The sequence below is a fragment of the Pseudomonas sp. WC1 genome, assembly GCF_050586565.1.
Taxonomy (GTDB): Bacteria; Pseudomonadota; Gammaproteobacteria; order Pseudomonadales; family Pseudomonadaceae; genus Aquipseudomonas.
Genome location: NZ_JBOBDQ010000019.1, coordinates 86,845 through 96,838, shown reverse-complemented (window position 1 = coordinate 96,838; position 9,994 = coordinate 86,845). Strand labels below are relative to the sequence as shown.

14 protein-coding genes are annotated in these 9,994 nt (G+C 64.8%); 6 read left to right on the top strand and 8 right to left on the bottom strand.

What is annotated here, in order from left to right; genetic code table 11:
• Positions 1 to 513: 513 nt before the first annotated feature.
• The 5 genes from ACQ4OD_RS11545 to ACQ4OD_RS11525 are packed head-to-tail and all read right to left on the bottom strand — an operon-like array spanning position 514 to position 4,815.
• On the bottom strand, positions 514 to 942 hold the full coding sequence (locus tag ACQ4OD_RS11545) for a hypothetical protein (protein ID WP_430944323.1): 429 nt from the start codon (positions 940 to 942) through the stop codon (positions 514 to 516).
• Positions 943 to 969: 27 nt separating this feature from the next.
• Positions 970 to 1,929, bottom strand: a complete 960-nt coding sequence (locus ACQ4OD_RS11540) for a lysylphosphatidylglycerol synthase domain-containing protein (RefSeq protein ID WP_430944322.1) — start codon at positions 1,927 to 1,929, stop codon at positions 970 to 972.
• The gene (gene clsB, locus ACQ4OD_RS11535; RefSeq protein WP_430944321.1) at positions 1,929 to 3,131 is read right to left on the bottom strand and encodes a cardiolipin synthase ClsB; all 1,203 of its coding nucleotides are present in this window, start codon (positions 3,129 to 3,131) and stop codon (positions 1,929 to 1,931) included. Before clsB ends, ACQ4OD_RS11540 begins: the two co-directional genes overlap by 1 nt.
• A complete protein-coding gene (locus tag ACQ4OD_RS11530) occupies positions 3,128 to 3,901 on the bottom strand; it encodes an endonuclease/exonuclease/phosphatase family protein (protein ID WP_110703282.1) in 774 nt (257 codons plus the stop codon). Before ACQ4OD_RS11530 ends, clsB begins: the two co-directional genes overlap by 4 nt.
• The gene (locus tag ACQ4OD_RS11525; protein WP_102682054.1) at positions 3,898 to 4,815 is read right to left on the bottom strand and encodes a DUF72 domain-containing protein; all 918 of its coding nucleotides are present in this window, start codon (positions 4,813 to 4,815) and stop codon (positions 3,898 to 3,900) included. The genes ACQ4OD_RS11530 and ACQ4OD_RS11525 overlap by 4 nt, the downstream gene beginning before the upstream one ends.
• Positions 4,816 to 4,972: 157 nt before the next feature.
• On the opposite strand from ACQ4OD_RS11525, the gene ACQ4OD_RS11520 reads away from it, so the two are divergent.
• The 5 genes from ACQ4OD_RS11520 to ACQ4OD_RS11500 all read left to right on the top strand — a co-directional run bounded on the left by ACQ4OD_RS11520 (position 4,973) and on the right by ACQ4OD_RS11500 (position 6,874).
• The gene (locus tag ACQ4OD_RS11520) at positions 4,973 to 5,107 is read left to right on the top strand and encodes a hypothetical protein (protein ID WP_256591440.1); all 135 of its coding nucleotides are present in this window, start codon (positions 4,973 to 4,975) and stop codon (positions 5,105 to 5,107) included.
• Positions 5,108 to 5,120: 13 nt separating this feature from the next.
• A complete protein-coding gene (locus ACQ4OD_RS11515) occupies positions 5,121 to 5,516 on the top strand; it encodes a low affinity iron permease family protein (RefSeq protein WP_430944320.1) in 396 nt (131 codons plus the stop codon).
• Between the two features lie 14 nt (positions 5,517 to 5,530).
• Positions 5,531 to 6,082 (top strand): ATP-dependent Clp protease proteolytic subunit, encoded by a 552-nt coding sequence (locus tag ACQ4OD_RS11510; protein WP_102682052.1) that lies wholly within the window; start codon positions 5,531 to 5,533, stop codon positions 6,080 to 6,082.
• Positions 6,083 to 6,339: 257 nt separating this feature from the next.
• A complete protein-coding gene (locus ACQ4OD_RS11505) occupies positions 6,340 to 6,549 on the top strand; it encodes a general stress protein (RefSeq protein WP_102682051.1) in 210 nt (69 codons plus the stop codon).
• Positions 6,550 to 6,652: 103 nt separating this feature from the next.
• The gene (locus tag ACQ4OD_RS11500; protein ID WP_031316561.1) at positions 6,653 to 6,874 is read left to right on the top strand and encodes a DUF6555 family protein; all 222 of its coding nucleotides are present in this window, start codon (positions 6,653 to 6,655) and stop codon (positions 6,872 to 6,874) included.
• Positions 6,875 to 6,959: 85 nt separating this feature from the next.
• On the opposite strand, the gene ACQ4OD_RS11495 is transcribed toward ACQ4OD_RS11500, so the two are convergent.
• Positions 6,960 to 7,127: a hypothetical protein gene (locus ACQ4OD_RS11495; protein WP_158247482.1), complete on the bottom strand. Its 168-nt coding sequence runs from the start codon at positions 7,125 to 7,127 to the stop codon at positions 6,960 to 6,962.
• Positions 7,128 to 7,273: 146 nt separating this feature from the next.
• Entirely contained in the window at positions 7,274 to 7,888 is a 615-nt protein-coding gene (locus ACQ4OD_RS11490; RefSeq protein ID WP_102682050.1) for a LuxR C-terminal-related transcriptional regulator, read from the bottom strand.
• 106 nt (positions 7,889 to 7,994) lie between these two features.
• Between ACQ4OD_RS11490 and ACQ4OD_RS11485 the strand changes: the two genes are divergently transcribed.
• On the top strand, positions 7,995 to 9,614 hold the full coding sequence (locus ACQ4OD_RS11485) for an ATP-binding response regulator (RefSeq protein WP_258600888.1): 1,620 nt from the start codon (positions 7,995 to 7,997) through the stop codon (positions 9,612 to 9,614).
• 17 nt (positions 9,615 to 9,631) lie between these two features.
• On the opposite strand, the gene ACQ4OD_RS11480 is transcribed toward ACQ4OD_RS11485, so the two are convergent.
• Positions 9,632 to 9,943, bottom strand: a complete 312-nt coding sequence (locus ACQ4OD_RS11480; RefSeq protein WP_102682048.1) for a hypothetical protein — start codon at positions 9,941 to 9,943, stop codon at positions 9,632 to 9,634.
• Positions 9,944 to 9,994: the final 51 nt, after the last annotated feature.

The following is a 9,994-nucleotide window of genomic DNA, read 5'->3' as shown; positions in this document are numbered from 1 at the left end:
TTATGCGTCACCATAGCAAATGAATGTGCGTATAACTTTCAAGACACACGCTGTGTAAGTCAAAGTCAAAGTCAAAGTCAAAGTCAAAGTCAAAGTCAAATGCGGTTGGCGTGGGTTTTTACAGTTGTAAGCGCATTCATTTGCTATAATGACGCTTATTCACCCTTTCGCCACCCGGCGAGTCACTTTTTGTCAAACGCGACAAAAAGTAACCAAAAAACGCTGCGCTCCATTCATCCGGCCCTCCGCTTCGCTCCGGGTCCCCTCTCTCCGGCCTTGCTCCCGGGAGGACCGCGCTGAACGCCCCATCCTGGGGCGCAGCGCTTGACGGGCATCCATGCCCGTCACCTCCCTCCGCAAGGCCTGCGTTCGGCCTCCTGAAGTCGCGAAGTTACGGGCGGCGCCTGGGCTGACGCAGCTGTCGCTAGCTGGGCAAGGCGTTAGACTCTTTATCGGCAACGGCAACGGCAACGGCAACGGCAACGGCAACGGCAACGGCCCCAGCCATTCGCGTCAATGCGTCTGCCAGATCCCATTGCTACGTTCGCAATCACTGCGCGCCTGCCCCAGGCTTGGGGTGTCGTAGTAGTAGGTGATAATCCGCGCATCCTTGGGCACGGCCGGCCGTGTCGAGGGCTCGCCGCGCCCTGCGGCATCAGGATTGGCCAGGGTTTCCTGGGGCAGCGGGGCGATGCAGCTGCCCACGCTGCCATCAGCGCAACGCTCGACCTTGCGTTTCTGGCTGTTGAGCATCTCCTTGCTCTCGTTGCTGCACGACCAGGCGATCGCTTCAGCCGGCATGTTGCCGTAGCTGTAGCAGGTATGCTGCTGGACCGGCTTGACCGCCTCGCTGGACGAGCGGGTGACCACGTCGCAGCCCTCGGCCAGCACCTGCCCGCTGAGCAGGCAGCCCAACAATGCCACACACACAATGAACCGCATGACGAACCTCCCGGGCCCGTGGGGCCCTCAGCGCTTGTCCAGGGCTGGCTCGGCCTGTCGGCGCAGGGCCTTGGCGCGCTTCTCCAGGATCAGGTAGGTAATCACCGCCAGCAACAGCGGGATCAGGTAGTACAGCGTCCGATACCCCAGCAATGCGGCCACCAGCGTGCCCTGGCCCAACTGTCCGTGCAGCAGGGCAAGGAACACCGCCTCCAGCACCCCCAGCCCGGCAGGAATATGCGCCACTACCCCTGCCACGCAACTGATCAGCAACACCCCCAGTACCGAGGGATAGAACAGCGCAGGCGGCAGCAGCAGGTGGATCAGCGCCGCCATCAACGCCCAGTTGCTCGCGCCCAGCGCCACTTGGCACAACGCCAGGCGCAGGCTCGGCAGGGTCACTTCATGCCCGCGCAGATGCCATGTGCGTCGCTTGGCAAATGCACAGGCGAGCAGGTAGCTCGCCGCGACCGCCACCATCAGCACACCGATCAGGCGCAAGCCGCCGGCCCCCACCGCCCAGCTTGCCGGCAACTTCACCAGGCCCAGGGCGAACACCGTGCCGGCCAGCAGCAAATAGCCCATCCAGTTGGTCAACAGACCCAGGGTGAGGATGCGGGTGATGGTCGCGGTGTCCAGCCCCAGCCGGCTGTACAGGCGGTAGCGCAGTGCCACGCCGCCGACCCAGGTGGTGAAATTGAGATTGAACGCGTAGCAGACAAACGCCACCGGCAGCACCTGACGGGCTGGCAACCGGTGACCGGTGTAGGCGCGGGCGAGCAGGTCGTAGCTGGCGAACACCAGGTAGCTGCACAGGGCCAGCAACAGGCCAAGGACCAGGGTGGAAGGTCGATAGGCCAGCAGCGACTCGTGCACCTCGTTCCAGTCCAGGTTGCGTGCCAGGGTGAACAGCAGCACCGGGATCAGCACCAGGAACAGCAGGGTGAGCAGGCGCATGCCCCAGGTCTGCCAGCGTGGCTTGGCCATCAGGTCTTGCCCCCGTTGAAGTCCGCCGGCGCTTCGCTGTCCGCCTGCAGCGACTGCAGGCGCTGCCGGTGCGCGGGGAACCAGCCGGCGATGCGCGGGAAGTAGCGGGTGATGTGAAAGCCCAGGAATATCAGCGGCGCGCGCCACCAGTAGCCACGCACCATGCGTTCCAGGGTCACGCGCTTGCAATGCGCGGCGGTCAGTTCGCTCAGGTGGCGGTACAGGCCATCGTTGAAGGCGCGGTCGCGGATCATCAGGTTGGCTTCGAGGTTGAACGACAGGCTCAGCGGGTCGAGGTTGCTCGAGCCCACAGTGGACCACTCGTCGTCCACCAGTGCCACCTTGCCGTGCAACGGGCGCTGGCAGTACTCATGGATCTGCACATTGTCGCGCAACAGGTAGTTGTAGAGCAGCCGCGACAGGGCGCGTACCCAACGCATGTCCGGTTGCCCCTGGAGGATCAGGGTCACCGCAACGCCGCGCCGGGCAGCATTGCGCAGCTCGCGCAGCAAGCGGTAGCCGGGAAAGAAATAGGCGTTGGCCACGACGATGCGTTGCCGAGCTTCACGGAAGACTTGCAGGTAGCACACCTCGATGTCGGTGCGATGGCGGCGGTTGTCGCGTTCCACCAGTACGGCGCTGGCCGAACCTGCGACGTCACCGCCCGGCACGACCGCGCTTGGGTCACCCAGCGCGGGGGCGAGCATCCGGCAGCTGGAGGCGTGCACCTGGGCCACTACCGGGCCTGTGACTTCCACGGCGTAGTCCTGCTTGGCCTGCGGGCCGAAGTCGCCGAGATGATCGGCACTGTAGTTGATACCGCCAATGAACGCGCGCTGGCCGTCGATCACCAGGATCTTGCGGTGCAGACGCCGGAACAGGTTGGTGCGCATGCCGGCCAGACGCGGCTGCGGGTCGAATGCATGGAAGCGCACCCCGGCCTCGGTCATCGAGGCAATGAACCCGTCAGGCAGGTCGGCGGTGCCGTAGCCGTCAACCGCCACTTCCACCCGCACGCCGCGCCGCGCCGCGTCGATAAGCGCCAGGCGCAGCGGCTGGCCGACCTTGTCGTCGTAGATGATGAACGTTTCCAGGAGGATCTCCTCCCGCGCTTGGGCGATCGCCTCGAACACGCGCGGGTAGTACTGCTCGCCATTGATCAGCAGTTCGACGTGGTTGCCATCGCTCCAGGTCTGCTTCATAGCGTCACCTGCGCTACCAGCGGGGCATGGTCGGAAAGGTGGGACCACGGGTACCTGGACAACACCCGTGCCTCGCACGCCTGGGCATTGCGCAGGTAGATGCGGTCCAGGCGCAGCAGCGGCAGGCGCGCGGGAAAGCTGCGCGCCGGCCTGCCGAAGGCTTCGACCAGCGACACCGACAGCCGCGCATCGGCCTTCAGCCGCCAGTCGTTGAAGTCGCCGGCGACAATGACCGGATCGTCCGGTGGCAGGCGCTCGAGCAAGGTCAGCAGCAGGTCGACCTGACGCTGGCGGTGGTCCTCGCGCAGGCCCAGGTGCACACAGATCGCGTGCACCTGCTCATGACCGGGCACTTCAAGCTGGCAGTGCAACAAGCCGCGCTCTTCATTGCCGTGAATCGACACGTCAAGATTGTCATAGGCGCGGATCGGGAACTTGGACAGCAGCGCGTTGCCATGGTCGCCATGGGGGTAGACCGCATTACGTCCGTAGGCGAACTGCGGCCACATGCTGTCGGCAAGAAATTCGTACTGCGGGGTCTGCGGCCAGGCCGGATGGCGCTCGGCATGCCGTTGGTGGCTGCCATGCACTTCCTGCAGGAACACCAGGTCGGCGCCGGTGGCGCGCACCGCCTCGCGCAGCTCCGGCAGGATGAAGCGGCGGTTGAACAGGGTGAAACCCTTGTGCACGTTGAGGGTCAGCACTGTCAGACGGTGCACGGCCGTGACCTTGTCGATGATGCGGTCGGGGGCGGGTAGGGTGCCGTTCATAGTGACTCCTGCGGCTCGACGCCGGGCTCGGTCACCAGTTCGCCGTCCAGGCCAAGCTTGCCCAGCAGGCGACGCGCATCGTAGGGGGCATGCACCTTCTGGTCGTTGTCGAAGTAGCAGTACACGTCACGCGAGGCGCGCTTGACCGGGGCACGACGGATGACGCGCTGGGCATCCTCCGGCTGGCCGCCCGCGGCCCAGGCCTGGATGCGCAGGCGCCAGCGACGCAGCGCGCTGGCGGTGTACCCGCTGCTGTAGAGCTCGACATCGCCATGCAGGCGCAGGTAGACGAAATCGGCCGTGACTTCCTCGACACAGGGCCATTTGCCGGCACTGTCGGCGACCACCAGCGCGACCTTGTGCTTGCGCAGCAAGTTGATGAAGGTGTCGCAGAGGAAGCTCGGATGGCGGATCTCCACGGCATGGCGCAAGTGCGCATTGCCACGGATGGCAGTACCACCATTGTCCTGCAGGCGTTCGGCCGCGTGCCGGGCACAGGCGCGCGCAGCCTTGCGATCGCGGGGCAGCAGGTCGAGGAAAGCGCTGAAGCGCTGGGCGTCGAACTTCATGCTCGGGGGAAACTGCCAGAGGAACGGCCCCAGCTTGTCGCCCAGCAGCAATGGCCCGGAGGCAAAGAAATTGGCCAGCGGCTCGTCGATGTCGCGCAGCCGTCGCACATGGGTGATGTAGCGCGGCGCCTTGACCGAGAAGACGAATCCTTCAGGTGTTTCATCGCGCCACTGGCGGTAGCGCTCGGGTGTCTGCAACGCGTAGAACGAGCCATTGATCTCGATGCTATTCACCGCCCGAGAGGCGAATGCCAGCTCATCGTCCTGGCGCAGACCCTTGGGGTAGAAGTCCTTGCGCCATGGGCCATAGCGCCAACCGGAAATACCAATGCGGATCTCGCTCACGAGGGCTCCCTTTCGTTCGTGCACTCTTGACTAGCGACCGGCATCGCGGCGTCAGGGTTCAGCGGGAATGACGAGTGGCCAGTGACGCAAAACCCGGAACTTTACCTGCCTTGCGGCCCTCCACCGCAGAGGGAAGCAGCCAATGGAGGAAATGCCGATGAACAGCGAGACAGAACCGGGGGAAGTGCAGGCGCCGCCAGCACCGACCGAGGCAGACGACGAAGAACCCGAGGTGCTCCCGGACGACCCTGACATCGAGGGCCTGCCCGGAGAAACCCGGCAGCCGGCCTGAAGGAGCGCTAGCCATGAAATTCGATCGTTTCGCCCAATGGCTGGCCAACCGCAGCGGACGTCCACTGACCTTTGCCGTGGCATTGCTACTGATCATCCTTTGGGGCGTGAGCGGACCGCTGTTCGATTTCAACGACACTTGGCAACTGGTGATCAACACCTCGACCACCATCATCACCTTCCTCATGGTGTTCCTGATCCAGAACACCCAGAACCGCGACAACGACGAACTGCACATCAAGGTCGACGAACTGCTGCGCACCACCCAGCGGGCGCACAAGGCCCTGCTCGACCTCGAGGACATGGGGCCGGCCGAACTGCATGCGCTGCGCAAGCAGTACCAGCAACTGGGCGAGCACGACCAAGCGGCGCCGGGCAACAATGCACCGGCCAAGGGCACCCCTGACTGACCCTGGAGGACGGCATGGCCAGACACATCATCCACTACACCGGCCCGATCAATTCCGCGACCTGCGGCAACCTCATCAACACCTGTTCCAAGGCGTTGCAGCAGGGCGCAGAGGTGCTGCAGATCAACATCGCCACCATGGGCGGCGAATGCAGCTACGGTTTCACCCTGTACAACTTCCTGCGCTCACTGCCGGTGCCGGTGCACACCCACAACCTGGGCACGGTCGAATCGATGGGCAACATCCTGTTCCTGGCAGGCAGTCACCGCACCGCCTGCGCCTTCAGCAAGTTTCTGTTCCACCCGTTTCACTGGACCCTGCATGGCTCGGTGGACCATGCACGGATGGCCGAGTACGCCATGAGCCTGGACTATGACCTGCGCCTGTATGCGCAGATCGTCGCCGAGCGCACCGAGGGTGCGAGCGAGCGGCTCGATGTGCCGCGCTACCTGATGGCCTATCCGCGAATCCTGGGGCCCCAGGAAGCGCTCACCTGCGGGATGATCCAGGCCGTGGACGAGCTGCCGATCGAGGCCGATGCCGTACAGTGGAGCGTCCATGCCTGAGCCGTGGCGGCACTGGCCCCGCAGCCGGTCAGGGCGATGGCCGGGGCCTAGCGCAGGTTCCCCAGGGCAAGTGTCCGAGGGCCAGTTGCCGGCAAGCGTGGTGCATGGGGCGTCTCCTTCGTGCTTGGCCTGGCGGATAAGTGCCGTCGGTCAGAACCCTGGCACACCAAATGAGTCGTTGGCCTGCGCCCCTGTTCGTAATTGAGTGCACGGCATCTTCGCGCGGCACGTCCAACCTAGCGTAAAGGAGAAACGTCATGGCTCGTGACCAGGATCAGACCGGACAACGCGGCGGCACCAAGCAGACCAATCCCGGCAACTTCGCCAACGATCGTGAAAGGGCCTCCCGGGCGGGCCAGAAGGGCGGCCGCAACTCTGGCGGCAACTTCGCCAATGACCGCGCCCGCGCCTCCGAGGCCGGTCGCAAAGGTGGCCGCAACAGCCACGGGAACGCCAGCGGTTCGTAACCTTGCGGGCCCTCTCTTGCTGTTGTCGGACATTTTTTGAATTTTCATGGAACAACGTGATCTGTCAGAAAGTCATCCATGGAGAAGAGGAGGGCCTGCGTCAATGCCAAGTCCCCAGTTGTTTACCATCGAATACCTGCTGCATGGTCAGCCACGGCGTTTCATCATCCGCCAGGAACACATGGACAATGCCGAGGCCTGGCATTGGGCGAGTTGCGACGCGGGTTTGGGGATCATTCCGAAGTTCGGACGCGAGCGCATCAAGAAAGTCAGCCGGCCCATGGCCGAACGGCATGGGATCACCGAAGTGCGCTGGCGGGTGTGAGCCGGCGCGGATGGTTGCAGACAATCGTCGATATGCGCATCAGTGTGAGAGCGGGCCTGGCCCGCTCTCACACTGCCATGCACACTCAGGTGCCTGACTCCGGATCGCTGGCCGGTACCCCGGGACGGTTCTCTTCCTCGGTCAGGTCGGGGTCGGCATCCGGGTCGTCGGCCTGATCGTTGCGTCGGTCTGGCTCGAGTTCCGGCCAGTCGCTCTGCACATCGCCACCACCCATCCAGTGTTTCGTGCTCATGTCGTCATCCTCTCCTCAGCGTGAAAAAACGGCCCACGCTCGGGCAGGCCGAACACAGGAGTGAACATCGCCACCCTCATGGATTAGGAGGTTGCAAAGCGCTTGAAGGGTCGATTGCATGCCACTGTGCGCCGACCAGCGGTCGCTCAGTTTCCGGAATATTTCACCGCGGCGGCCGTGCGGGTCGGCACATTGAGGGTCTTGAGCAGCGACGACACATGGATGCGCACGGTGAATGGCGAGATGTCCAGCGCCCGGGCGATCTCCTTGTTGGTCTTGCCCTGGGCGATCAGGCGCAGTACGTCCTGTTGGCGGTGAGTGAGCTGTTCCAGCTCGCTGGGGGCATCGAGATGCGGTAACAATCCGCTGGGGGCGTAGTCGACCACCACTTCGCCGTCGCGAATGGCAAGGATGGCGGCGCCGATCGCCTCGGGGCTGACGCTCTTGCCGATGAAGCCATCGACGCCGGCGGCCATGACTTCGCAGATCACCTGCGGGTCGTCGACCATCGATACAACGATCAGCGTGGTGCGCTGCAATTGTCGGCGCAGCTCGGCGAGGCGGCCGATGCAGGTGAGGCCGGGGAAGCGCAGGTCGAGGATCAGGGTGTCGGGCGTCTCGCCCATGGCGGCCAGCCTGAGCACGTCAGCGAGGCTGCCAGCTTCCTCCAGGCGCGCCTCGGGCAGAATGCGCCGTACGGTGTTGACCATGGCCTCCCTGAACAGCGGATGGTCATCCGCCACGATGATGCGGCAACTCACGTCGTGGAACTCCCTGTCAGCCGACACATGCTAATTTAGCAGTCACCTGCGGTTTTTTCCCACGCAGCGTGCCGCAAATGCCGACTGGCGCACAAGGACGTTACCCATGAAGTTCGAGAAGAACAACGAGCTGGACCAGGCCAACCTGCGCATCATCGTCGCCTCTTGTGCGATCACCTACGTGGCGTTGCTGGGTTTCCTGCCGGGCCGCTCGCCCGCCACCTACCTGCCGGTGCTGCTCTACTACGCGGGGTTCGTGGTGGTGTCGATCGGCATGCGCCAGGCGATCAAGCGTTGGCCGGGACACTACCCGGCGCGGCGCATCTTCGGCATGCTGGGCGATTACACCGGCACCAGTTTCGGCCTGGTGGTTGGCGGTGAAACCGCACTGCCGCTGTATGCAGTGATGGTCTGGATCAACCTGGGCAACGGCATGCGCTTCGGCTCGCGCTACCTGGCCATCGCCACCGTGCTGGCCCTGGCCGCGCTGGTTGTGGTGTGGCAACTGACCCCCTATTGGCAGGAACAGCCGTTCCTGCTGCCGATGCTGCTGACCACCAGCACCCTGATTCCGTTCTATGCCCACCTGCTGCTGGAGCGCACGCGCAAGGCCACAGCCCTGGCCGAGGCGGCGACCCGCGAGAAATCGCGCTTCCTGGCCCAGGCCAGTCACGACCTGCGCCAGCCGATCCACTCCATCGGCCTGTTCACCGCCTGCCTGCGCGAAGCGCGGCTGGGCGAGGAGGAGCGGCGCCTGGTGGACAGCATTGATCGCTCGCTGCTCAACGTTTCGCAGTTGTTCCGTTCGATCCTCGACCTGTACACCCTGGACAACGGCCGGGTGCAGCCCAAGTGGGAAACCTTCGCCGTGGATGGTTTCCTGCGCGAGTTGTTGCGCCAGAACAGTGAGGCGGCGCGCTGGGCCGGGGTCGAGATGCGCCTGGTGCCCAGCCGCCACTGGACACGCGCCGACCCGGGGATGCTCGCGACCATGGTGCAGAACGTGCTGTCGAACAGCTTCAAGTATGCCGCCGGGCGCCCGTTGCTGATCGGCGTGCGGCCACGCGGCGAGGGCCTGGCCATCGTCGTCTGCGACCAGGGCCGGGGCATTGCCGAAGAGCACCAGGGCCGCGTGTTCGAAGAGTTCTACCGGGTGCGCGAGGCGCGTGACAAGGACGTCGAGGGCGTCGGCCTGGGGCTGGCCATCGTCAAGCGCCTGGGGCAACTGATGGGTTTGGCGGTCAGCCTGCGCTCGCGCCAGGGACATGGCACCACGCTGACCTTGCAAGGGCTGCCCAAGGTGCCGGCACAAGTGCCACGGGCCGTTGCCGACCAGGCCGTGCAGGCAGGCATGCTCACCGGTTTGCGGGTGTGCCTGGTGGAGGATGACCACAACGTCCTGCAGGCCACCAGTGCCCTGCTGCAACGCTGGGGGTGCGAGGTGCAGGCCGAGAGCTCGCCCTTTGGCCTGGCCAGTGACTGCGATGTGATCGTTGCCGACTACGACCTCGGCCCGCAGGCCACCGGCATCGACTGCATCGACCAGTTGCGCGCGCAACGCGGCGCCGAAGTGCCGGCGCTGATCATGACGGGCCATGATCTCGACAGGCTGCAGGGCGCCCTGCAGGCACGGGGTATCGCGGTACTGGCCAAGCCGGTGCGCCCGGCGGAGCTGCGTGCGGCCCTGCGGGGTTTGCGTGAGAGCGTGGCGGCGCCGGTCGTCTAGGCCGGCGCCCTCGACCCTCACTGGAAGACCGGCGCCTGGCCTTCTTTCCAGCAGGTGGGGGATGGCGTGTAGATACCCATGCCGGCCACGGCCACCAGGCCGCCGCTGGGCACCTGGCAGTCGTACTGGCCCTTGCTGGTGCTGGCGGTGAAGTAGGTGGTGTTGGAGTCGCTGCGCAGGTTGCTGACCTTGCTCACGGGCACGCCCAAGGTGACCTCGGTGCGTTGCTTGAGGGTGTCGGCACTGGGGCTGGCGGTCTGGCAGCCGGCCACGGCGGCAAGGGCGCTGAGCAGGACGAGGGACTTGAAGGGGAAGGACTTGAGGATCATTGCGTTGCTTCCTTGGCATTGTTCTCGGTACGGCGCCCGCGCCGCCAGGAA

Coding starts and splice junctions, on each gene's coding strand:
- ACQ4OD_RS11545 (WP_430944323.1), bottom strand. CDS start 942: ATGCGGTTCATTGTGTGTGTGGCATTGTTGGGCTGCCTGCTCAGCGGG.
- ACQ4OD_RS11540 (WP_430944322.1), bottom strand. CDS start 1,929: ATGGCCAAGCCACGCTGGCAGACCTGGGGCATGCGCCTGCTCACCCTG.
- clsB (WP_430944321.1), bottom strand. CDS start 3,131: ATGAAGCAGACCTGGAGCGATGGCAACCACGTCGAACTGCTGATCAAT.
- ACQ4OD_RS11530 (WP_110703282.1), bottom strand. CDS start 3,901: ATGAACGGCACCCTACCCGCCCCCGACCGCATCATCGACAAGGTCACG.
- ACQ4OD_RS11520 (WP_256591440.1), top strand. CDS start 4,973: ATGAACAGCGAGACAGAACCGGGGGAAGTGCAGGCGCCGCCAGCACCG.
- ACQ4OD_RS11515 (WP_430944320.1), top strand. CDS start 5,121: ATGAAATTCGATCGTTTCGCCCAATGGCTGGCCAACCGCAGCGGACGT.
- ACQ4OD_RS11510 (WP_102682052.1), top strand. CDS start 5,531: ATGGCCAGACACATCATCCACTACACCGGCCCGATCAATTCCGCGACC.
- ACQ4OD_RS11505 (WP_102682051.1), top strand. CDS start 6,340: ATGGCTCGTGACCAGGATCAGACCGGACAACGCGGCGGCACCAAGCAG.
- ACQ4OD_RS11500 (WP_031316561.1), top strand. CDS start 6,653: ATGCCAAGTCCCCAGTTGTTTACCATCGAATACCTGCTGCATGGTCAG.
- ACQ4OD_RS11495 (WP_158247482.1), bottom strand. CDS start 7,127: ATGAGCACGAAACACTGGATGGGTGGTGGCGATGTGCAGAGCGACTGG.
- ACQ4OD_RS11485 (WP_258600888.1), top strand. CDS start 7,995: ATGAAGTTCGAGAAGAACAACGAGCTGGACCAGGCCAACCTGCGCATC.
- ACQ4OD_RS11480 (WP_102682048.1), bottom strand. CDS start 9,943: ATGATCCTCAAGTCCTTCCCCTTCAAGTCCCTCGTCCTGCTCAGCGCC.